General features: G+C 73.3%; 22 protein-coding genes and 1 pseudogene. 13 read left to right on the top strand and 10 right to left on the bottom strand.

The window, feature by feature from the left end:
- Nucleotides 1-152: 152 nt before the first annotated feature.
- Together RBH18_RS04715 and RBH18_RS04710 are read right to left on the bottom strand one after the other, a co-directional pair.
- Nucleotides 153-704 (bottom strand): annotated as a pseudogene (locus tag RBH18_RS04715) (lactate racemase domain-containing protein); the annotation flags it as partial.
- Nucleotides 705-810: 106 nt separating this feature from the next.
- On the bottom strand, nucleotides 811-1,320 hold the full coding sequence (locus RBH18_RS04710; RefSeq protein WP_306204667.1) for a GAF domain-containing protein: 510 nt from the start codon (nucleotides 1,318-1,320) through the stop codon (nucleotides 811-813).
- A gap of 168 nt (nucleotides 1,321-1,488) precedes the next feature.
- Here RBH18_RS04710 and RBH18_RS04705 point away from each other — a divergent pair, with 168 nt between their 5' ends.
- The 5 genes from RBH18_RS04705 (at nucleotide 1,489) to RBH18_RS04685 (ending at nucleotide 7,136) form a co-directional block, all read left to right on the top strand.
- A complete protein-coding gene (locus RBH18_RS04705; RefSeq protein WP_306204665.1) occupies nucleotides 1,489-1,677 on the top strand; it encodes a hypothetical protein in 189 nt (62 codons plus the stop codon).
- A gap of 52 nt (nucleotides 1,678-1,729) precedes the next feature.
- Entirely contained in the window at nucleotides 1,730-3,940 is a 2,211-nt protein-coding gene (locus tag RBH18_RS04700; protein ID WP_306204664.1) for a GH92 family glycosyl hydrolase, read from the top strand.
- An 8-nt stretch (nucleotides 3,941-3,948) separates the two neighbouring features.
- Nucleotides 3,949-5,205: a glycosyltransferase family 4 protein gene (locus RBH18_RS04695; protein ID WP_306204663.1), complete on the top strand. Its 1,257-nt coding sequence runs from the start codon at nucleotides 3,949-3,951 to the stop codon at nucleotides 5,203-5,205.
- 61 nt (nucleotides 5,206-5,266) lie between these two features.
- Entirely contained in the window at nucleotides 5,267-5,923 is a 657-nt protein-coding gene (locus RBH18_RS04690; protein ID WP_306204662.1) for a response regulator transcription factor, read from the top strand.
- Nucleotides 5,916-7,136, top strand: coding sequence for a sensor histidine kinase (locus RBH18_RS04685; protein WP_306204661.1), 1,221 nt, complete (start codon nucleotides 5,916-5,918; stop codon nucleotides 7,134-7,136). Before RBH18_RS04690 ends, RBH18_RS04685 begins: the two co-directional genes overlap by 8 nt.
- Nucleotides 7,137-7,312: 176 nt before the next feature.
- Here the strand turns inward: RBH18_RS04685 and RBH18_RS04680 are convergent, their stop codons facing one another.
- Together RBH18_RS04680 and RBH18_RS04675 are read right to left on the bottom strand one after the other, a co-directional pair.
- On the bottom strand, nucleotides 7,313-8,014 hold the full coding sequence (locus RBH18_RS04680) for a glycerophosphodiester phosphodiesterase (protein WP_306204660.1): 702 nt from the start codon (nucleotides 8,012-8,014) through the stop codon (nucleotides 7,313-7,315).
- A 33-nt stretch (nucleotides 8,015-8,047) separates the two neighbouring features.
- Nucleotides 8,048-9,130 carry a glycoside hydrolase family 26 protein gene (locus RBH18_RS04675; protein WP_306204659.1) on the bottom strand — a complete coding sequence of 361 codons (1,083 nt, stop codon included), beginning with the start codon at nucleotides 9,128-9,130 and terminating at the stop codon, nucleotides 8,048-8,050.
- Between the two features lie 161 nt (nucleotides 9,131-9,291).
- On the opposite strand from RBH18_RS04675, the gene RBH18_RS04670 reads away from it, so the two are divergent.
- The 3 genes from RBH18_RS04670 to RBH18_RS04660 all read left to right on the top strand — a co-directional run bounded on the left by RBH18_RS04670 (nucleotide 9,292) and on the right by RBH18_RS04660 (nucleotide 10,669).
- Nucleotides 9,292-9,657: a hypothetical protein gene (locus RBH18_RS04670; RefSeq protein ID WP_306204658.1), complete on the top strand. Its 366-nt coding sequence runs from the start codon at nucleotides 9,292-9,294 to the stop codon at nucleotides 9,655-9,657.
- A gap of 84 nt (nucleotides 9,658-9,741) precedes the next feature.
- Nucleotides 9,742-10,341: a hypothetical protein gene (locus tag RBH18_RS04665; protein ID WP_306204657.1), complete on the top strand. Its 600-nt coding sequence runs from the start codon at nucleotides 9,742-9,744 to the stop codon at nucleotides 10,339-10,341.
- Nucleotides 10,334-10,669 carry a hypothetical protein gene (locus RBH18_RS04660; RefSeq protein ID WP_306204656.1) on the top strand — a complete coding sequence of 112 codons (336 nt, stop codon included), beginning with the start codon at nucleotides 10,334-10,336 and terminating at the stop codon, nucleotides 10,667-10,669. Before RBH18_RS04665 ends, RBH18_RS04660 begins: the two co-directional genes overlap by 8 nt.
- On the opposite strand, the gene RBH18_RS04655 is transcribed toward RBH18_RS04660, so the two are convergent.
- A complete protein-coding gene (locus tag RBH18_RS04655; RefSeq protein ID WP_306204655.1) occupies nucleotides 10,641-11,576 on the bottom strand; it encodes a Clp protease N-terminal domain-containing protein in 936 nt (311 codons plus the stop codon). The genes RBH18_RS04660 and RBH18_RS04655 overlap by 29 nt on opposite strands.
- A gap of 88 nt (nucleotides 11,577-11,664) precedes the next feature.
- Between RBH18_RS04655 and RBH18_RS04650 the strand changes: the two genes are divergently transcribed.
- The gene (locus RBH18_RS04650) at nucleotides 11,665-12,066 is read left to right on the top strand and encodes a thiol-disulfide oxidoreductase DCC family protein (protein WP_306204653.1); all 402 of its coding nucleotides are present in this window, start codon (nucleotides 11,665-11,667) and stop codon (nucleotides 12,064-12,066) included.
- A gap of 61 nt (nucleotides 12,067-12,127) precedes the next feature.
- On the opposite strand, the gene RBH18_RS04645 is transcribed toward RBH18_RS04650, so the two are convergent.
- Together RBH18_RS04645 and RBH18_RS04640 are read right to left on the bottom strand one after the other, a co-directional pair.
- Nucleotides 12,128-13,051, bottom strand: coding sequence for an MFS transporter permease (locus RBH18_RS04645; RefSeq protein WP_306204652.1), 924 nt, complete (start codon nucleotides 13,049-13,051; stop codon nucleotides 12,128-12,130).
- The gene (locus tag RBH18_RS04640) at nucleotides 13,048-13,485 is read right to left on the bottom strand and encodes a hypothetical protein (protein ID WP_306204651.1); all 438 of its coding nucleotides are present in this window, start codon (nucleotides 13,483-13,485) and stop codon (nucleotides 13,048-13,050) included. The genes RBH18_RS04645 and RBH18_RS04640 overlap by 4 nt, the downstream gene beginning before the upstream one ends.
- Before the next feature lie 416 nt (nucleotides 13,486-13,901).
- Between RBH18_RS04640 and RBH18_RS04635 the strand changes: the two genes are divergently transcribed.
- Nucleotides 13,902-15,245, top strand: a complete 1,344-nt coding sequence (locus tag RBH18_RS04635; RefSeq protein WP_306204650.1) for a radical SAM protein — start codon at nucleotides 13,902-13,904, stop codon at nucleotides 15,243-15,245.
- 245 nt (nucleotides 15,246-15,490) lie between these two features.
- On the opposite strand, the gene RBH18_RS04630 is transcribed toward RBH18_RS04635, so the two are convergent.
- The gene (locus RBH18_RS04630; RefSeq protein ID WP_306204649.1) at nucleotides 15,491-16,219 is read right to left on the bottom strand and encodes an IclR family transcriptional regulator; all 729 of its coding nucleotides are present in this window, start codon (nucleotides 16,217-16,219) and stop codon (nucleotides 15,491-15,493) included.
- 67 nt (nucleotides 16,220-16,286) lie between these two features.
- Here RBH18_RS04630 and pcaH point away from each other — a divergent pair, with 67 nt between their 5' ends.
- Nucleotides 16,287-17,021 (top strand): protocatechuate 3,4-dioxygenase subunit beta, encoded by a 735-nt coding sequence (gene pcaH / locus RBH18_RS04625; RefSeq protein ID WP_306204648.1) that lies wholly within the window; start codon nucleotides 16,287-16,289, stop codon nucleotides 17,019-17,021.
- Nucleotides 17,018-17,539 (top strand): protocatechuate 3,4-dioxygenase subunit alpha, encoded by a 522-nt coding sequence (gene pcaG / locus RBH18_RS04620; protein ID WP_306204647.1) that lies wholly within the window; start codon nucleotides 17,018-17,020, stop codon nucleotides 17,537-17,539. Before pcaH ends, pcaG begins: the two co-directional genes overlap by 4 nt.
- Here the strand turns inward: pcaG and RBH18_RS04615 are convergent.
- A complete protein-coding gene (locus RBH18_RS04615; RefSeq protein WP_306204646.1) occupies nucleotides 17,530-18,411 on the bottom strand; it encodes an SDR family oxidoreductase in 882 nt (293 codons plus the stop codon). The two genes, pcaG and RBH18_RS04615, sit on opposite strands and share 10 nt — an antisense overlap.
- 84 nt (nucleotides 18,412-18,495) lie before the next feature.
- Here RBH18_RS04615 and RBH18_RS04610 point away from each other — a divergent pair, with 84 nt between their 5' ends.
- Nucleotides 18,496-19,065, top strand: coding sequence for a TetR/AcrR family transcriptional regulator (locus RBH18_RS04610; protein ID WP_306204645.1), 570 nt, complete (start codon nucleotides 18,496-18,498; stop codon nucleotides 19,063-19,065).
- Nucleotides 19,066-19,107: 42 nt separating this feature from the next.
- Here RBH18_RS04610 and RBH18_RS04605 read toward each other — a convergent pair.
- Nucleotides 19,108-19,965, bottom strand: an 858-nt coding sequence (locus RBH18_RS04605; protein WP_306204644.1) for an ATP-binding protein, incomplete at its 5' end; no start/stop codon positions are given.

Raw genomic sequence — 19,965 nt, 5'->3', positions numbered from 1 at the left:
TCGCCGTCGGCCACCTCGGCGGTGACCACGCTCAGCGCCAGCTTCTCCGCCGGGATCAGCGCGGCGCCGTCGTCGATCAGGGCCCGGACGGGAGTCTGCGCCAGCGTCCCGATGATCTCCGCCGACGTGATCAGCGCGCCCAGCCAGTGCGACACGTCGATGATCGTCTTGCCGCCGACCCCGGGGAAGAAGTACTTGTTGCCCCCGGACATCCCGACCACCTCGTGCGGCAGCACCGGGCCCACCACGAGCGCGACGTCGTGCTCCACCACCGCCCGGTTGAGCAGCACCGGCACCTCGGCGCTGAGCCGGCCGCCGGAGAGCTCCGCGACCCGTGCGGCGGGAATCGTGCCCAGATCCGCGAAGGTCTCCGGCAGCCACCACTCGTGGTTGGCCACCACCGTCGAGGGATAGGTCTCCGCCAGCCGGCCCGGCCCATAGCCGAGATGCCGCGCGAGCGCCTCCTCGCTCATCGGCGCGTGCGTGCCGAGCGCCACGAGCACGGTCAGCCGCGTCACCCGCCCGTGCAGCGCCGCGTGCACGGCCCGCATCAGCAGCGGCAGCGGGCACGTCCGCGTCGCGTCGGGCACCAGCACGCACACGCTGCGCCCGTCGAACGCGTACGCCGCGAGCTGGTCCTTGACGAACGCGGTGACCTCCTCCGCGTCGAGCACCCGGCCGGCATCTCCCACGCGCACCGCCATTCACCCAGCCTGCCCCCGCAGCCGCCCGTTGTCGACCCTGGCCCCGACCTGCTTGACCTGGCGCAGCGTGGGGCTGACCTCCAGGTGCTCGACCCCGGGCAGCGCATCACCGGCTGAGCGGGTCCAGCGCGGCCGCGACGAGGCCGGCGAGGACGGGGGCGATGTCCGCGCTGTCGTCGAGGGCCCCGGGCGTACGGGCGTAGATGTTGAGCGCTCCGAGGGGGCGGCCGCCGGCGGTGAGGCCGATCGACAGCACGCACCGGGCGCCGGCGGCGAGGGCCTGGGCGGTCCAGGCGTACCACCGGATGTCGGTCGTCAGGTCGGGGGCCAGCACCGTCGTCTCCTCCTCGGTCGCCTCCAGGCAGGGGCCGAGTCCGTGCCGGTACTGCCGCTCGTCCAGCTCCCGGGCCAGCCGCCCGGTGGCCGCGACGGTGTGCGCCCGGCCGCCGGTCACGAGGGTCAGGGACGCCTCCCCGGCCCCGGGGACCGCGCGGAGGGCCAGCCGCAGCACCGCGGCCGTCAGATCGTCACCCGTCGTCGTGGCGTCCCGCTCGCCGGTGCGCGGGGACAGCCGGGGTGACGTCGACGGCGGGGTGCCGGCGCTGGTCGCGGTCATGAGCGGGTTCCTTCCTCGGGGGAACCGCGCCGCTGCTTGACGCGGTCCCGCCATACCCCGGCCCCGATCACCGACACGGGTGACCTTGGCCCCGGGCGGCCACATGATCCGCCGCGCGCCGGGTAAGCGGCCGCGTCGGACACCCCAGCGAGCACGAGCGAGGCAGCCATGACGAACCCGCAGCAGCCCGAGATCCGTCGCAGCGACGAGTCGCCCACGACCAAGCAGCGCACCGAGGACGCCGACCCGACCACCCCGCCGCACGGCAGCCACGACCGTGCCGAGGACCGCCCGGTCCCGGAGGGTCAGGTCTCGCCGTACGGCCCGGCCGGGAACACCGCGGCCGACAACTCCTGACGCGGGAGTCGTAACCGTGGTGTAACCGAGGGTCGGCTAGGTTGGAAGGATCTTGGAGAACATTGATCCTTTCATCGGCACCGCGGCGACCGACCTGCCCGCGGCGCGGGGGCTCGCGGCGTCCTGGTGGTGGCCCAAGCCCCAGGTCGGCAACACCCACCCCGGCGCCACGTCGCCGCTGGGCATGGTGTCGGCGTGCGCCTACTCGGGGGCCTACCCGACCGGGTACGGCCGCTACGCCAAGGGCACGGAGGGCGTACCGGAGGAGATGTTCGATCGTCTCCAGGCGTCCGGCTTCACGCATTTCCAGCAGTCGGGCACCGGCGCGATCCGCAAGTACTACAACTACGTGCGCGTGACGCCGATGGTGCAGCCGCTCGAGGCGCTCGGGCAGTCGTGGGCGTTGCACGACGAGCAGGCCAGCCCCGGCTACTACGCGGCGACGCTGGACACCGGGGTGCGCAGCGAGGTGACGGTCGGGGAGAAGGTGGCCGTGCACCGGTACACCTTCCCCGAGCAGCGCAACGCGCGGGTGGTCGTCGACCTGTCGCTCGGCGGGCTGGCGATCGACCTCGGGCAGACCGTGCCGCTGCGGGCGCAGGTCGAGAGCCTGGGGCACGGCCGCGCGCAGGCCACCGTCGTCATGGAGGGCGTGCCGCTCTCGGTCTTCCTCGAGGTGGACAGCCCGGGCTGGCGGCAGTCGGTCTGGTACGACAAACGGCTCGTCGACGGCGGCACGCGGCTCGATTTCGACAGCATCCGGCAGACCACCCTCAAGCCGTTCGGGCTGGCCTTCTCCGGGCCCGCGAGGGCCGGGCAGACCATCGAGGTGCGGCTCGGCTTCTCGCTGCGCGGCTGCGACCAGGCCCGCGCCAACCTCGAACGGGAGTGCGGCACGACCGGGTCCGCCTTCGACGCCGTGCACACCGCGACCCGGGCCCGCTGGCGCGAGCTGACCGGCAAGGTCAGCGTCGACGGCGGCACCGGGAACCGGCGCACCATCTTCTCGACCGCCCTCTACCACTCGCTCATCAAGCCGTGCGTCGCCGAGGACGAGAGCCCGTTCTGGCCGGCCGGCGGCCCGTACGCCTTCGACATCTGCACGATGTGGGACATCTACAAGACGCAGTTGCCCCTGCTGGCCGCGATCGCGCCCGAGCAGCATGCGGCCGTCCTCGAATCGCTGGTCCGGGTCTGTGAGGAGGAGGGCAACTTCCCGATCGGCTATCGGATGGCGCGGGGCGCGGACCGGTTCTTCCGGCAGGCCAGCGCCCTCGCACACACGGCGCTCGCCGACGCGCACGCCCTGCGCACGCCGGGCATGGACTGGTCGTGGGCGCTGGTGCACATGGTCGACGACCTGCACCGCATGTACGGCGAGGACTTCTTCGCGCACGGCGTGGTGCACCCGATCACGCACACGCTCGACCTCGCGTACGGGCATCACTGCACCGCCCTGGTGGCCCGCGCTCTCAACGACCACCGCCTCGCCGCCGACCTGGCCGAGCGCAGCCGGGGCTGGATCAACGCGTTCGACCCGGCGACCGGGCTGCTGCGCGACTCGGAGTTCTACGAGGGCGGCAAGTGGAACTACTCGTTCCGGCTGGTCCACGACATGGCCGCGCGCATCGAGCTGGCCGGCGGGGAGAAGGCCTTCGCCGTGATGCTCGACAAGTTCTTCGGGTACGGCGCCGCGCCCGTCACGCAGCCCGGGGTGCGCCCGGGCCCGGACGAGATGCGGCGCGGCTTCGCCCTGAACCGGTTCGAGGGGCTGAACAACGAGCCGGACATGGAAGCGCCCTGGGCCTACCACTACGCGGGGCGCCCCGACCGGACGGCCGAGGTGGTGCAGTCCGCCCTGACCTGGCAGTTCGGGACCGGGCGCGGGGGACTGCCGGGCAACGACGACTCCGGCGGGCTCAGCTCCTGGTACGTGTGGGCGTCGCTGGGCCTCTTCCCGGTCGCCGGGCAGAGCCTGTTCCTCGTCAACGCCCCGGCCTTCGAGCGGGCGGCGCTGACGATCGGCGACCGCGAGTTCGTCATCGAGACGAGCGGTCACCGAGAGACTCCGGTGAGTGCCGACGGGCTCGATCGCGACGCGCCGACACAATATGTTCAAGCCGCGACACTCAACGGGAAACCTTTACGTGGTACACATCTGTCCGCCGCTGACGTGCACAAAGGCGGACGGTTGCACCTGGAGCTGGGTCCGGAGCCGTCCGCGTGGGCATCCGGCGCGCGACCACCTTCGGCTTCTCTTTAGGACCCGCCATGGAACAAGCTCCCCGCCGGCTCGTCATCGCCGTCCGGGCCGACCCCGTCATCTGCGGTCACTCCGGTGAGGCCCGCAACCTGGCGGAGGTCGCGCTCACCCGCGGCTTCACCGACGTCCGGCTGCTGACCTGGCCGATCGACGCCCTGGAGGCGGCCGGCCTGCCGCTCAAGCCGCTCGACCGGCTGCTGCCGTACAGCGAGGGCATCACGGTCGAGCGGCCCGGGCCGGTCGGCGACTACCGCGTCCCGGACGGCCGGCACCTCGCGGGCCTCACCGGGCGCCTGGTCGAGCTGCTCGCCGAGCCGATCCCCACGGTGTGCCTGTCGATGTACCTCGTGCCGCACATGAACGTGATCATCGACGGCGTCACCGCGGCCAGGGCCGCCGGCTTCGACCCGGACGTGCACACGATCGCCAAGGCCGTCGGCTCCGACGTCACCAACGTCATCAAGTCGTGCCTGCGCGACGGCAGCTTCGGCGCCGCGATCGCCCTGTTCACGACGTTCCTGGCGAACGACGAGGTCACGGCCGTCTCGGAGTACACCCGCGACGAGATCATCGCCGCCGCCGAGCAGGTCGACGCCCAGTGCGGCACCCGCTTCGCGCCGCAGTGCCGCGAGCGGGTCACGGTCAGCTACCCGCCGATCGACACGAGCGCCTACCTCGACCTCGACGACGACGCGGTCGACGCCGCGCTCGCCGCGCGGGGCCTGGAACGGGACGGCTACATCCTGTTCCTGTCCCGGGTCGCCCGGGCGAAGGGCATCTACGACCTCATTCCCGCGTACGGGCAGATGCGCTGCCGGGACGACGTGAAGCTGGTCGTGGCGGGCACCGGGCCGGCGCTCGAGCACGTGCGCGCGATGGCGGCCGAGGACGAGCGGATCCTGTTCTTCGACGACGTCGACGACACCGAGAAGGCGCTGCTCATGCGCGGCTGCGCGGCGTACGTGCTGCCGACCAAGCCGGAGCCGGAGTTCGTCGAGACGTTCGGCATCGCGCTGACCGAGAAGATGCTGGCCGGCGGCGGCCCGATCGTCACCACGATCACCGGCGGCACGGGCGAGGCGGTCGGCGACACCGCGATCATCGTCGAGCCCGGCGACGTGGTGGCCCTCGCCGAGGCGGTCGACGCCGCGGTGCTCGACATGTCCGCCGAGGAGCGGCTCGAGCGGGAGAAGCGGGCGCGGGAGCACGCGCTGGCCTTCGACCGCGGCCGGGTCTTCGACGACCTGTTCGGGCTCGGGCGCTGACGTTCAGCGGGCTTTCAGGTCACGTCCGCGATGATGGGTCTTTCCCCCGGGAGGACCCATCATGCGCGTGCTCGTCGTCGACGACGAGAAGCTGCTCGCCCGTACCCTCAAGCGGGGTCTGGAGGCCGAGGGCTTCGCGGTCGACGTCGCCCACGACGGCACCGACGGGTTGTGGCTCGCGCGGGAGAACCCGTACGACGCGATCGTGCTCGACCTCATGCTGCCCGGCGTCAACGGCTACCAGGTGTGCGCGACGCTGCGCGCCGAGCGGAACTGGACGCCGATCCTCATGCTCACCGCCAAGGACGGCGAGTGGGACCAGGTGGAGGGCCTCGACACCGGCGCGGACGACTACCTGACGAAGCCGTACTCGTTCCCGGTGCTCGTGGCGCGGCTGCGCGCGGTGGCCCGGCGCGGCGCCCGGGAGCGGCCGACCCGGATCGAGGTGGGCGACCTGCGCGTCGACCCGGCCGCGCGCCGGGTGTGGCGGGCCGGCACCGAGATCGAGCTGACCGCCCGCGAGTTCTCGCTGCTCGCCTTCCTGGCCCGGCACCACGGCCAGGTGGTCTCCAAGCGCCGGATCCTCGACGCGGTGTGGGACAACGACTTCGAGGGGGACCCCAACATCGTCGAGGTGTACGTCCGCCACCTGCGCACCAAGATCGGCCGCGACGTCATCGAGACCCTGCGCGGGGCGGGATACCGGCTCGATGGCTAGGGCCTCGGTGCAGCTGCGCACCACCTCCGCGGCCGTGCTGGTCGTGGCGGTCGCCCTGGTCGCCGGGGCGTTCGCGCTGGTGTTCCTGGTCCGGTCGTCGCTGCGCGAGGGCGCCGAGACGACGGCCGAGCAGCAGGCCGCCGCGCTGGCCCGGCAGGTCTCGGCCTCGGGGCTGCCGTCGGTGGAGGAGGACGACTTCCCGTGGCGGATCCTCGACTCCTCCGGTGCGACGGTGCGCTCGTCCGAAGACGAGCTGCCGGATGTCGTCGCCCGCGAGGACGCCGGTTCCTACACCGTCGAGGTCGGCGCGTCCCTCGACGAGGTCGACGACTCCACCGAGGCCCTGACCACCCCGCTGGTGGCCGGCGTGCCCCTGCTCCTGCTCCTCGTCGGCGCCACGACCTGGGTGGTCGCCGGCCGCGCCCTCGCCCCGGTCGAACGCATCCGCCGCGAGGTCGAGGAGATCACCGGCGACCGCCTCGACCGCCGCGTCCCCGAGCCGGCCTCCCGCGACGAGATCGGCCGCCTGGCCCGGACCATGAACCAGATGCTCGTACGCCTGGAAACCGCCGCCACCCGCCAGCAGCAGTTCGTCGCCGACGCCTCCCACGAGCTGCGCTCGCCGCTGGCCGGCATCCGCCAGGCCGCCGAGGTCTCCCGCGCCCACCCGGACGCCCTGCCCTCCGGCGAGCTCGCCGACGCCGTCCTGCAGGAGTCGGCCCGCCTCCAGCGCCTGGTCGAGCAGCTCCTGACCCTGGCCCGCACCGGCTCCGCCCGACCCGCCACCGACGTCGACCTCGACGACCTGGCCCTCGCCGGCGCCCGCCGCATCCCCCGCCACACCGTCGACACCACCGGCATCGGCCCGGCCCGCGTCCGCGGCGACGCCACCGCCCTCTCCCAGGTCGTCCGCAACCTGACCGACAACGCCGCCCGCCACGCCACCTCCACGGTCGCCGTGGCCGTCCGCACCCGCGGCGACGTGGCCGAGCTGGTGGTGGACGACGACGGCCCCGGCATCCCCCCGGACCAGCGCGCCCGCGTCTTCGACCGCTTCGTCCGCCTCGACGAGGCCCGCGCCCGCGACGAGGGCGGCAGCGGCCTGGGCCTGGCCATCGTCCACGACATCGTCACCGCCGCCGGCGGCACGGTCACGGTCTCGACCTCCCCACGCGGCGGCGCCCGCTTCACCGTCACCCTCCCGGCCGCCTGAGCCTCCCGCTTGCCCGCCCCCTCACGACCCCAGCCAGGGTCCAGCTGCCCGGCAGGCCGCCACCGTCACCGGCGCCGAGCCACCTGAGTGCACGGCGGGCGGGACGGGACGGTGGCGGGGCCGCCTCCTTGCCGAGGGCCGCGAGGACATCGGGACAAACCCGGGAGATCGCCGGATCAGGCGGCGGCCAGGCCGTGGTCCCGCCGGGCGGCGCCGGCGTCGCGTTCCTCGATCAGGCGGGTCAGGATGGACATGTTCTTGCTGATCACGCCCGTGACGCCGGCGCGGCGGGCGTGGGCCAGGGCCTCCTCGGTGTCGACGGACCAGGCAAGCACCAGGTCGGTGGCGCGGCGCAGCTCGGCGACGATCGGCGCCGTGAGGAGGCTCAGGCGGATGGAGACGCCGTGGACCGGGCCGCGGCGGAGGCGGGCGCGGAGGCGGGCCAGCTGCAGCGGGTCGCCGGCGGAGTAGACGCGGCGGACGTTCGGGTCGTCGGTGAAGGCGTCGAGCATGCGCCACTGTTTGGTGCAGACCGCGACCGGGACGCCGGGGGCCTCGGCGCGCAGCAGGGACGCGACGCGGGGGGCGACGGCGAGGGACGGCCCCTTGAGGTCGAGCAGCAGGCGAGGGTCGCCCGCGGCCACGGCCAGGAGCTCGGGCAGTTCGGGGACGACGAGGTCGCGGCGGCGGGTGAGCTCGGTCCACTTCTCGTAGTAGAGGTGGGGGCCGAGGGCCTTGCGGTGCCGGACCTCGAGGACGTCGCGATAGAGGTGGATGTCGGCCTCGACGAGATCGACCCCGGCCGCCAGCGCGGCCCGCAGGTCGTCGATGCGGTTGCCGGCGCGGTGGGCCACGGCGAGCAGCGGGCGATCGTCCATGCCTCCGACGGTAGCGGGCGCCAGGTGAACAGATCAGCCCTCGAAGTGCGAATTCCGAGCCATTCTCCGGTACGCGGCCAGCGCGCCCGGCGTGCTGTCGATGCGGAAGTTCGTGTCGTTGTGCGTGTCGGTGTCGAACCAGACGAGCGCGCTGATCTCCGGGGTCTTCCGCGCGTACGCGTTCAGGTCGTCGGTCCAGTCCGCCTTCGTCGAGCCGCCGAAGTCGATCGCCGCCGTCTCGCTGATGATGATCGGCTTCTTCGGCCCGTAGGCGCCGACGATCGGGTCGAACAGCGTCGACGGCTTCTCCCGGTAGAAGTCGTAGCCGGACACGCCCACCCAGTCGACGTAGTCGTCGCCCGGGTAGTAGTTGCGCATCTTGTTCCAGGAGACGTCCGGGCTGTCGTTCCAGTTGGGGCTCCACACCCAGGACACGTTGTCCGCCCCCTCCTCGGCGAAGATGCGGTGGATGCGGCGCCACGCGGACACGTACCCGTCGGGGTCCTTGCCGTTGTTGGCTCCTCCCCACTCGAACCAGTCGCCGTTCATCTCCCACGCCCAGCGCACCAGCAGCGGCTTGCCCTGCGCCCCGAGGTTGCGCGCGGCCGCGGCGATGAGCTTGTCGGAGCCGCCGCCGGTGATCCGGGACCAGGCCGGCGCGTGCCACGAGATCATGAGCGTGCTGTCCGACGGGACGCCCGAGCGGGTGCGCGGCAGCGTCTCGTCCCACGCCCAGAACTGGTGCACGATCCGCTGGTCGCGCCCGAGCTGCGAGCGGCGCAGCGCCAAGCTCTCGCTCGCCGACCGCCCGCTGAGACTGAGGTACGCCCCGAGCATCACCTTGCCGCTGACCGGCGACACGGGCCCGCCCCGCGTCGTGTCCTTCTTCGCGACCTGCGCCGCAGCGCTCTCCTCGGTCTCCGACGGCGCCGGCTTCGGGGACGCGGTGACGGTGGCAGCGGGGCCGAGACTGGAGAAGGCGGACGGCGACGGCGAGGCGCTCGCGGACGCGGGTGCCACCGAGGGCGCCGCGGACGACGTGGGCGCCTGCCGCGAACAGGCCGCCGGCAGCGCAGCCAGCCCGGCCAGTGTGAGCATTCCCCGTCGCGACACCATGCGCCGGCTCCCTCCGTCGATGATCAGCGTCGGACGCTACCGCCCTGACCTGCGGAAACCCAACCGTCGCGCCCGATCCGCCCGCTTGCTGCCCGGGCGTCCGGGACGAATCAGTCAGCCACGACCGGGCCGGCGCCGGGGCGGGGTGGGACCCTGGGGGAATGGTGCAGCGGATCGAGGTGACCGGGGACGGCATCACCGTGACGATGGTGACCGAGCCGTTGCGGTCGGTGTTCGGAGCCGTCGACGTCGTCGAGCTCGCCTGGGAGGACATCCTGCGCGTGTCGCTGACGGCCGGCGAGTTCGTGGCGGCCGATCCGGGCCTGGCCCTGATGACCGTGGACACCACGTGGGGCGAGTTCCTGGAGGTGACCGCGGACGCCGAAGGCTTCACCGATGCCCTGCGCGACCTGTGCGCGAGATCGGCGATCGCCGTCCCCGATCTGCGGGTGCCGGCCGGCGCCCCCGTGGAGATCTGGCGCATCGCCGGTCCCGGCTCGCCCACGGCTGCCGCCTCCGGCAGGTGAGCGAGGACGAAACGGCTGATTCGGCCACGGCCCGCCGGAGGGCGTGAGAGCGTCGGGGGAGGCCGGGGAGCGCGGGAGGCAGCCATGGTCACGGTGCTGGCGGGGAGCACGCTCACGTTGCGGTGCCCGGGGGACGAGAGCCTGGTGCTCATCTCGCTGGCCGAGGTGCGGGCGGAGTTCGTCGCCCAGCTGCCGCCCGTGCCGGTGCTCAGCCTCGACGGGCCCGGCACCCGGCGGTACGGGATTCTCGAGCTCGTCAGCAGCGCCGGCGTCACGTGGGTCGAGGCGGAGCTGCGGGACGGGCTGCTGACGGTCAGCGGGGATCCGGACACCGACGTGGTGCAGCGGCGAGGGGCGGCGCGGAAGGCGGGGACGTACCCGGCGACCGGCACGGTGCAGCTCGACGCCGAGCCGGGGCGGCGGCTGGTCAAGGTGAGCGGGCGGGTCGAGGACGTGTCGACGACCGGGCTGTTGGTGCGGGCCACTGGGCCGGACAGTGCGCATCTGCCGGCGGGCATCGTGCGTACTCTGCTGCACATCAGCATGCCGTGGGGCGACATGAGCGCGGCGGTCATTCCGGTGGAGCAGCGGGCCGACCAGTTGCGCGGCACCTATGAGTGGATCGACCCGGTGGACGCCGCCGCGCTGCGGGAGTACTGCCGAGTACCATCGGCCGGTGGCTGACGCCGACGACGTACGCAGGATCGCCCTCTCCTTGCCCGATGCGGTCGAGATCGACAGTCCCGGGTTCGACTTCCGCCGCAACGGGCACGGGTTCGTGTGGTCCTATCCGGAGCGGCGGCCGGGGCAGCCGCGCGTCATCCGTACCGACATCGCGGTGTTGTACGTCGGCGACGAGGCGGAGAAGCAGGCCCTCGTGCTCGAGGAGCCGCAGCTGTTCTTCACCGTGCCCAGCTACGAGGGGCTGCCGCTCGCCATGCTGCGACTGCCCGAGGTGAGCGTCGACCGGCTCACCGAGCTGATCACCGACGCGTGGCGGATGCGAGCGTAGACACGTCGACGCCCAGGGCGCGCAGCAGCCGTACGGATCGGTTGTCCTCGTGGGCGAGCAGCCGGCTCAGCAGCTCCGCCGTGCCGGAGGGCCAGTTCCGGCCGTACTTGAGCAGGGTCTTGACCTCGACGGCGTCGGAGCCGAGGTCGCGCGTCCGCGCCGCCTCGACCAGCGTCCCGGCGTCGAGCCCGGCGCCGGCGAGGGCCCGCGCGCCGTCGTACTCTCCCGCTTCCGCCTCGGCCAGCAGATGGGGGTACGCCCGCGCGACCTCGTAGGTGGTGAGCAGCGCGACGAGCAGGTCGTCGGTCCGGGGCCGGGCGGCGGTCCGCTCGGCCTCCAGCTTGGCCCACAGCACCGGCGTCCGCGCCCAGTTGGGCCGGGTCGCGACGGCGATCGCCAGCGAGAGGTTGCGCAGCCCGGGATTGCGATACTTCGTGCGGCCGATCAGGTGGTCCCGCACCGCTTCCAGCCGGGCCGGTACCCGCGCCGGCCGCAGATCAACGTCAACCCCGCATTCCCGGACCATCTGTACGGCCAGCGAGTCCGCATCGCCGAGCACGGCCGCCAGCAGCGTCTCGGGCTCCGGCCGCCCGTCCGCGAGGTAGCGCTCCAGCGCCGCGGCCGCCGCCTCGCTGACCTGCTCGGTCTTGCCGATCTCGGGGAAGCGCACCGGGACAGCGGCCCCCTCCGAACGGGCGGAGAAGCCGGTGCGCAGCAGGGTGACGAGCACGGTCCGGGTGAGCCCGGCGGCCTCGAGCCGTTCGCGCGCGCCGGACTTGGCGCTCGCCAGCCCGACGAGCAGGTGGTGCGTGCCGATGACGGCGGGACCCTCGGGATTGCCGCTGTGGGCCCGGGCGGCGCCGACGGCATCATTGGTGCGGGCATCCCCGGTGAACTCGTTCAGCATGCGCACCAAGCTAGGGCCGCCGGGGTCCCGCCCGCCTCCGGCCGGGGACCGGTTTCGGCCTATGCCCTGGGATAGAGACAATGGGACCGTGAAGACTGCGACTTTCGTGTACGACGGTGACTGCGCCTTCTGCACCACCTGCGCCGAGTTCATCCAGAAGCGCATCCCGACGCTGGCGACGGTCGTGCCGTGGCAGTTCGCCGACATCGAGGCGCTCGGGCTGACGCAGGAGCAGTGCGAGGAGGCCGTCCAGTGGGTCGGGTCCGACGGGGTGCACGCCGCCGGGCCGGACGCGATCGGGCTCATGCTGCGCGACGCGGGCCGGTGGTGGGAGCTGGCCGGGGCGACGCTCGGGTGGAGCCCGGTGCGGGCGGTGGCGTGGCCGGCGTACCGGTGGGTGGCCGAGCACCGGCACATGATGCCCGGCGGGACCGCGGCGTGCGCGCTGCCGCAGGCGCAGCGGGAGGCGCTCGGCTACACCGGTAAGTAGGCCGCGCTGAGTTTGCGGGCCGCGCTGAGTTTGCTGGCCGCGCTGAGTTTGCGGGCCGCGCTCAGCCTGCGGTGCCCGCCCCGGCTGCGCCCGGCGACGGCTCGGCGGCCTCGCCCGTGGACGGCGCGTTTGCGGGCGGCTCGGTCGCGGACGGTGCTTTGCCGCGGCGGGCGAAGGCGGGCAGGTGCAGCTTCTCCAGCGGCAGGAAGCTGCCCATGGCCGCCAGGTGCGGCGCGAAGGAGATGGTGATCGCCGAGAAGGTCGCCAGGTGGAACGTGTAGAAGAACGCCACGATCCGCGTCCGCCACCGCGGCGGCACCACGAAGACCAGCGGGCTCAGCAGCTCGAAGGCCATGATGCCGAACTGCGACAGGATCAGCAGCCCCGGCACCCCGGCGATCTGGTCGGCGAGCCAGGTGCCGCGCCGGATGATGGCCTGCGCGAGCACCGAGCTGGTCACCCAGTCGAGGCCGCCGAAGCGCAGTTTCGCGAAGGCCGCCAGGAAGTACGTGGCGATCACCGCGAGCTGCGTGACCCGCAGCGCCCACCCGCCGGCCTCCGTCGGCTCGGGGTCGCGGTGCCGGGCCCGTCCCGCCGTCGGCAGCACCGCCAGCGCGACGAGCAGCCCGACCCGGTCGTGGTCGACCTTGCCGTAGCTCATCGCGATGATCATCCACTCGAGGTACAGCAGGAAGACCGGCCAGCCCAGCAGCCGCGGCGCCCGCCCGCTCGCCGCCGCCAGCGCCAGGACCAGCAGCACCCAGAAGATGCCGTGGACGAGCAGCGGGGTGGGCGTCGGCAGTGGCAGGATCCGGCCGATGAGCAGCGGCTGGTAGAGGTCGCCCGGGGTGTCGGCGTGCGAGCGCACCCACGGCGTGAAGACGACCAGGTCCGCCGCCACGAACAGATAGACCAGCGTACGGAACGCCGCGATGCGTCCCTTGGGCACGGGCTCGGTGAGCCACCGGGTCAGCCGCCCCGTCACGGCCGGACCCAGTCCGCGACGACCTCGTCCCGCCACGTCCCGACCGGCCGGCTGTCCTCGACGTCGTGCCACCGGATGACGATCCGCACCTCGCGCAGCGGCGGCGCGGCGGGACTGCTTTCGGCGTACGCGTCGGCGACCTGCCGCAGGCGTGCGGGCTCCCGCTCGTACGCGGCCTGCTGTCCCTCGATCTCGGCCCGCCGGATGCCGGTGTTCGCCTCGGTGAGCGCCACCGTCCGCCCGGTCGCGTCGACCCCCTCGACACGCGTGTCCTTGGCGTCGCCGTCCGGGTCGGGCGCCGTCGAGTACATGCGGAACGGCCCGAACGGGAAGTCGTCGTCCTGCCCCCAGAACGTGCCCGCGAGCAGCAGAACCACCCCCGCCAGGGTGCAGGTCACGCGGAGCCGGCGGCCCCGCTCGGTCAGGTCGGACATCTTCGCCAACCTAGTGCCCACCGGCAAATTCTCCGCACCTGACCGGCGACCTTCACTGTTCCGTGATGAGATCGGTGATGGTCCGGCTGAGGTCTGTGACGCGGCTCGCGGTCCGCCGGCGCTGATGCACCACCCACGCTCGCGCCAACGCCGGTCCCCCTTCGACGACGTCGTGCGCTTCGAGCACGACGGCTGCGACGAGTTCGAGGACACGGGGGACTGGGTCACCCCCGGAGTCCGTCTGACCGCGGCTCGCCGCCGGTGGTGGCGCGGCCGGCAGGGTTCGCGGCGGGAGTGATCTACGCCGCTTTCGGGGCGATGCTGGCCACAGCCGCCCCCGGCGCGTGCCGGTGGCGGGCTGGGCGTCGTAGCCTCGGGGGCGGAGAGTTTCCACCACTGCTCCCGAAGGAGAAATGATGCCGGAAGCGCAGTCGCGTACCGACCTCGTCGAGGACCTGATGGGCCGCTTCCCGCACGTGCCGCGGGAGGCGGTGATCAAGGAGGACCTGCTGCGTGGCGGCCTGGCGTTCGACGACTCGGCGCTGACCGACAACGAGCACGGCGAGGTCAAGCCGAAGTCCTACTTCATCTTCTCGTTCGACCACCGGACGCTGCCCGAGCTGGGCACTGCGGCGCTGCGCCGGCCGCCGGAGGAGATCGTGCTCACCGGCGGGCCCTACGAGCTGCGGCGCACGGTCGTGTCGGTGCGCACCAACCCCGACTCGCCCTACCGCGTGCAGAGCGGGGAGGACGGGCGGCTGCAGCTCTTCCTCGACGGGCGGCCGATCGCCGACGTCGGGCTGCCGCCGATGCCCGACTATTACCGGCACACGCTGGCCAACGGCAAGCAGGTGATGGAGGTCGCCCCGACGATCCAGTGGGGTTACCTGATCTATCTGACCGCGTTCCGGGTCTGTCAGTACTTCGGCGCCAAGGAGGAGTGCCAGTACTGCGACATCAACCACAACTGGCGCCAGCACAAGGCGGCCGGGCGCCCCTACACCGGGGTCAAGCCGGTCGACGAGATCCTCGAGGCGCTCGCGATCATCGACAAGCACGACACCGCCAAGGCGTCGCAGGCCTACACGCTGACCGGCGGCAGCATCACGTCGACGGTGCAGGGCAAGGCCGAGGCCGACTTCTACGGGCAGTACGCCCAGGCGATCGAGGAGCGCTTCCCCGGCCGCTGGATCGGCAAGGTCGTCGCCCAGGCCCTGCCCAAGGCCGACGTGCAGCGCTTCAAGGACTACGGCATCCAGATCTACCACCCCAACTACGAGGTGTGGGACAAGCGGCTGTTCGAGCTCTACTGCCCCGGCAAGGAGCGCTACGTGGGCCGCGAGGAGTGGCACCGCCGCATCCTCGACTCCGCGGAGATCTTCGGCCCGCGCAACGTCATCCCCAACTTCGTGGCCGGCGTCGAGATGGCCGCCCCGCACGGCTTCACCACCGTGAACGAGGCGATCGACTCGACGGTCGAGGGCCTGCAGTACTTCATGTCGCGCGGCATCACGCCCCGCTTCACGACCTGGTGCCCGGAGCCGACCACCCCGCTCGGCAGGACGAACCCGCAGGGCGCGCCGCTGGAGTACCACGTCCGGCTGCTCGAGGCCTACCGGGCGACCATGGAGGCCAACGGGCTCAGCTCGCCCCCCGGCTACGGCCCTCCCGGCCCGGGCCGCGCGGTCTTCTCGGTCAGCTCGTTCATGGACAGCCTGCCCGCCAAGGAGGAAGCGGAGGCCGCCCCCGCAACCGCCTGACCCGCCTGCGCCGAGCCAGGCCGGGTAGCCCGGCCTGGCTCGCTTGCGCCAGAGTCAACGGGACCTGGGCGCCGGCACCCTGGCGGGAGCCCCCGCCGGGCGCGCGGGCGCCGCCGAGCACTGGGGCGTTACCCGTCGAAGAGTGCAGATACTTTCTGCCCTTCGGCCGAGGGGGTTTTCGACAGCACGTTCTCGTGAACGGCCTGCTGGACTACGACGAGCTTTGAGCGGGGCTGGCGCGTGCGTCATTGCAGGGTGCGGGCGATGCCCTGGGCGGCGACCTGGAGGGCGGCGACGAGGCGGGGGCGTTCGCGGCGCAATGTGGGGACCACGATGCCGAGGGCGGCCACCACCTCGTCGGCGGGGCCGCGGACCGGGACGGCTACCGAGCAGGCGCCGAGGCTCATCTCCTCGCCCGTGGTCGCGTAGCCGTCGGCGCGGATGCGGCGCACCTGGGCGAGCAGGCGCGCCGGCTCGGTGAGCGTGTAGGGCGTGATCCGGGTCAGCCGGGTCAGTGCCGCGGCCACCACGTCGTCGGGGGCGTGGGCGAGCAGCACCTTGCCGACCCCCGTGGCGTGCAGGGGCAGCCGCGATCCGACGTCGCTGACGATGGGCACCGAGACGTGGCCGGCCAGCCGGTCGATGTAGAGCGCGGACACCCCGTCGCGCACGGCCAGGTGCACGGTGGCGAGCGTGGCGCCGTACAGATCGTGCAGGAACGGGGACGCCGCCTGGCGCAGGCCGGTCTGCACCGGGGCGAGCAGGCCCAGGTCCCACAGGCGCCGCCCGATCACGTACTCCCCGTCGGGCCGGCGGTCCAGGGCGCCGCAGCGGCGCAGGTCGGCGACCAGCCGGTGGGCCGTGGCCAGCGGCATCCCGGCGCGGCGGGCCAGCGCGCTGAGCGTGAGGCTGCGATGCCCGGCGTCGAACGCTCCGAGCAGGTCGAACACCCGGGAGGTGACGCTGGCGCCCACCGCACCCCTTCCGTTCAGCGGAAGGCAAGTATCGCGCCCGGCCGGGAAAAATCCTAGCGTCACGCTCGTGACCACTCAGGCGGACATCAGCGCGGAGATCGCGGCGCTGGCCGGGCAGCCCGGGCAGCAGCCGCAGAAGGACTACCCGCCCTACCGCAGCAGCGTGCTGCGGCACCCGGCGCAGGAGCCGGTCCTGGCCGACCCGGAGGGCGTCGAGCTGTGGGCGCCCGCCTTCGGCCATCGCGACGTCGACGACGCCGAGGCGGACCTGACCAACCGGCACCCCGGCGAGCCGATCGGGGAGCGGATGGTCATCACGGGCCGGGTGCTCGACGGCGCCGGCCGGCCGGTCGCGCACCAGCTGGTCGAGATCTGGCAGGCCAATGCCGCCGGCCGCTACTGGCACCAGCGCGACCAGCATCCCGCCCCGCTGGACCCCAACTTCACCGGCGCGGGGCGCTGCCTGACCGGGGCGGACGGCACGTACCGGTTCCTGACGATCAAGCCGGGCCCCTATCCGTGGCGCAACCATCTCAACGCGTGGCGGCCGGCGCACATCCACTTCTCGCTGTTCGGCACCGACTTCACGCAGCGGCTCGTGACGCAGATGTACTTCCCGGGCGACCCGCTGTTCGGGCTGGACCCGATCTACCAGTCGATCACCGACCCCAAGGCCCGGGACGCGCTGCTCGCCACGTACGACCACGAGGTCACCGCGCCGGAGTACAGCACCGGCTACCGCTGGGACATCGTGCTGACCGGCAGCCACCAGACGCCGTTCGAGTCCGAGGAGGCGCCGTGATCCCGGCCCCGGGGCAGACCGTCGGCCCGTTCTTCCACCTCGGTCTCCCGTACGCCGGGGGCAACGAGCTGGTCCCCCCGGCCGAAACGGCGGCGATCCGCCTGGGCGGGCGCGTCCTCGACGGCGACGGCAACGGCGTGCCGGACGCGCTGATCGAGATCTGGCAGGCCGGCCCGGACGGCGAAGTCGTCCGCGAGCAGGGCTCCTTCCGCCGGGACGGCTGGACCTTCACCGGCTGGGGGCGGACGGCGACCGAGGCCGACGGCAGCTACTGGTTCTCCACGTACGCCCCCGGGGGCCCGGTGCCCTTCTTCGCGGTGACCGTCTTCGCGCGCGGGTTGCTCGACCGCCTCTTCACCCGCGCCTACCTGCCGGACCCGGACCCCGCCGACCCGTTCCTCGCCGCCCTGCCGCCCGCACGGCGGGACACGCTGATCTGCGCCCCCCAGCCGCGGGGCCTGCGCTTCGACATCCGCCTCCAGGGCGACGACGAGACGGTGTTCCTCGCCTATCGCTGAATGTTCTCGAGGTCCTCGAGCAGGCTCGGGTGGACCGGCTTCCAGCCGAGCTGTTCCTGGGTGTACGTGCTGGTCGAGGGCTGGTCGGCGGCGAAGATCGGGCCGAGCGCGCCGAAGCTCTCCGTGGGTATCTGCTGCACGGGCAGACCCAGCCGCCGGCCGATGACCGTGGCGATGTCGCGGACCGCGTCGCCCTCGTCGGCGACGGCGTGCCATGCGGTGCCGGCGGGTGCCTGCTCCAGCGCCAGCCGGAAGAGCGAGGCCGCGTCGCGCGCGTGCACGGCGGGCCAGCGCTGCGTGCCGTCGCCGGGGTAGCCGGAGACGCCGGTCTGCCGGGCGATCTGGGTGAGCAGGCCGGCGAAGCCGCCGTCGCCGTTGTCGTGCACCGTGCGCGGCATGCGGACGGCCGAGCTGCGGACGCCTTGCGTGGCCAGCCCGAGCGCCGCCTCGACGGCGCGGCCGCGGGCACCGACCGGGCCGTCGGTCGGGGCGGGGTCCTGCTCGGTGGAGGCGCGGCCGGGGATCCACGGCGTGCCGGCGACGACGGCGTAGGGGCGGTCGCTGCCGATCAGGGACTCGCCGAGCACGCGCATGGCCGCGCCCTCCTCGGCGAGGCAGCGCCCGAGGGCCTCGGGGCTGCTGAAGTCGTTGCCGAAGGCCAGGTGGACGACGCCGTCGGCGCCTGCGGCACCCGCGCGCAGGACGTCGAGGTCGGCGAGGCCGCCGCGGACCACCTCGGCGCCGGCCTGCCGCGCCTTGGCCGCCGAGGCGTCGGAGCGGGCGAGCGCGAGGACGGTGTGGCCGTGGCCGAGCAGCTCGGCGACGACGGCGGAGCCGATCAGGCCGGTGCCGCCGGTGATGAAGACATGCATGGCGCTTCTCCCGTAGTGATGGGACTCTTGTCCCATCACGCTAGCACGTGATGGGACAAAGGTCTCGTCACTATGATGGTCGGCATGGCTCGCTGGGAACCCGGAGCGCGGGAACGCCTCGTCATCGCTGCCGTCGATCTGTTCGTCGAGCAGGGCTACGACGCGACCACGGTGGCGCAGATCGCCGAGCGCGCCGGGGTCACGAAGAGCACCTTCTTCCGGCACTTCCCCGACAAGCGGGAGCTGCTCGTCGCCGGGCAGGAGACGCTGAGCCGGCTGCTGGTGGAGGGCATCGCCGGGGCGCCGGCGGAGGCGGCACCGCTCGAGGCGGTCGCCGCGGGGCTCGAGCGCGCGTCGGGGGCGATGGGGCCGCTCAACAAGGAGATCGCCCCCCGGATCAAGGCGGCCGTCGCCGCCAACGCCGAGCTGCAGGAGCGCGACGCCCTCAAGAGCGTCGGGATGGCGGCCGCGATGACGGCCGCGCTGGTCGCCCGGGGCGTGCCCGACCCGGTTGCGGCGCTCGCGAGCGAGCTGGGCGTGCTGGCGTTCAAGCGCGGCTTCGCCGAGTGGTCGGTCAGCGAGAAGGACGACCTCGCGCCGTACGTGCTGGCCGCGCTGGCCGAGCTGCGCGCGGCCGGCGCCGCCCTGGGCTGACCTGGGCTGACCTGGGCTGACCTGGCCGCCGCGCCGGGCGGTTCACCCGGGAGGGGCGAGCCCGGGAGGAGTGGGCCTGGGAGGAGTGAGCTCGGGCGAGGGGAACCCGGGCGGGGTGGGTCCGGGCAGGCGATAGCCGAGCTGCACCCGGGTGCCCGTGTCGTCGGTGACGACGGCGACGCTGGTGCACACCCGCCGGATCAGCGCCAGGCCCCATCCGGTGGACCAGTCGCTCTCCGGGTCCGGGACCCGCCGCTCGGCCAGCGCGTTGTGCGGGATGCCGGGTCCCTGGTCGGCGATCTCGCACCAGAGCGTCCGGCCCGCCCGCCACAGCAGCAGCTGCCCGAGCCCGCCGCCGTGGCCGACCGCGTTCGCCGCCGCGGCGTGCACGGCGAGCAGGAAGCGGTGCAGGTCGGTGCCGGTCAGGCCCTGGCCGGCGCCCGCGGAGCGGACCTGGCGCCGCAGGACTTGGAGCTGGGCGCGCCCGAACCAGCGCACCAGCAGGGCCGTGCCCCCGGTGCCCGGGTCGTGCGGCGGGGTCACGGTGTCGCCCCCGGCCGCTCCGGGGCGCCGGGCCTCGGTGAACACGCCGGACAGGTCCAGCTCGTGCTGTTCGAGGGCGAGCAGTTCGGTGGTCGCGGCGGCGAAGGCGAGCGCCTCGGCCTGGTGGTCGTCGGCCCAGCGGCCCGGGGTCTCGCGGTAGAGGTCGAGCGCGCCGGTGTGGTGGACGCCGCCGGCGTGCAGGGGCAGGGCGTGCAGCGCGCGGGCGCCGGCCGCCAGGGCGCCCTCGGTGAAGCGGGGCCAGCGCCGCTGCCACGTCCTCGCGCCGAGGTCGGGTGCCAGCAGGGGGGTACGGCGGGCGGCTGCGTCGCGGCACGGGCCCACGTCGTGGACGTACTG

The organism is Actinoplanes oryzae (genome assembly GCF_030757795.1).
In the GTDB taxonomy this organism is placed as follows: domain Bacteria; phylum Actinomycetota; class Actinomycetes; order Mycobacteriales; family Micromonosporaceae; genus Actinoplanes.
Note: the sequence above shows the minus strand (reverse complement) of the source record. Positions and strands in the feature narration are given on the sequence as shown.

What these genes read in the sequence shown, in the direction of transcription:
- RBH18_RS04710 (WP_306204667.1), bottom strand. Translation starts at nt 1,320, where the DNA reads ATGACCGCGACCAGCGCCGGCACCCCGCCGTCGACGTCACCCCGGCTG.
- RBH18_RS04705 (WP_306204665.1), top strand. Translation starts at nt 1,489, where the DNA reads ATGACGAACCCGCAGCAGCCCGAGATCCGTCGCAGCGACGAGTCGCCC.
- RBH18_RS04695 (WP_306204663.1), top strand. Translation starts at nt 3,949, where the DNA reads ATGGAACAAGCTCCCCGCCGGCTCGTCATCGCCGTCCGGGCCGACCCC.
- RBH18_RS04690 (WP_306204662.1), top strand. Translation starts at nt 5,267, where the DNA reads ATGCGCGTGCTCGTCGTCGACGACGAGAAGCTGCTCGCCCGTACCCTC.
- RBH18_RS04685 (WP_306204661.1), top strand. Translation starts at nt 5,916, where the DNA reads ATGGCTAGGGCCTCGGTGCAGCTGCGCACCACCTCCGCGGCCGTGCTG.
- RBH18_RS04680 (WP_306204660.1), bottom strand. Translation starts at nt 8,014, where the DNA reads ATGGACGATCGCCCGCTGCTCGCCGTGGCCCACCGCGCCGGCAACCGC.
- RBH18_RS04675 (WP_306204659.1), bottom strand. Translation starts at nt 9,130, where the DNA reads ATGGTGTCGCGACGGGGAATGCTCACACTGGCCGGGCTGGCTGCGCTG.
- RBH18_RS04670 (WP_306204658.1), top strand. Translation starts at nt 9,292, where the DNA reads ATGGTGCAGCGGATCGAGGTGACCGGGGACGGCATCACCGTGACGATG.
- RBH18_RS04665 (WP_306204657.1), top strand. Translation starts at nt 9,742, where the DNA reads ATGGTCACGGTGCTGGCGGGGAGCACGCTCACGTTGCGGTGCCCGGGG.
- RBH18_RS04655 (WP_306204655.1), bottom strand. Translation starts at nt 11,576, where the DNA reads ATGCTGAACGAGTTCACCGGGGATGCCCGCACCAATGATGCCGTCGGC.
- RBH18_RS04640 (WP_306204651.1), bottom strand. Translation starts at nt 13,485, where the DNA reads ATGTCCGACCTGACCGAGCGGGGCCGCCGGCTCCGCGTGACCTGCACC.
- RBH18_RS04635 (WP_306204650.1), top strand. Translation starts at nt 13,902, where the DNA reads ATGCCGGAAGCGCAGTCGCGTACCGACCTCGTCGAGGACCTGATGGGC.
- RBH18_RS04615 (WP_306204646.1), bottom strand. Translation starts at nt 18,411, where the DNA reads ATGCATGTCTTCATCACCGGCGGCACCGGCCTGATCGGCTCCGCCGTC.
- RBH18_RS04610 (WP_306204645.1), top strand. Translation starts at nt 18,496, where the DNA reads ATGGCTCGCTGGGAACCCGGAGCGCGGGAACGCCTCGTCATCGCTGCC.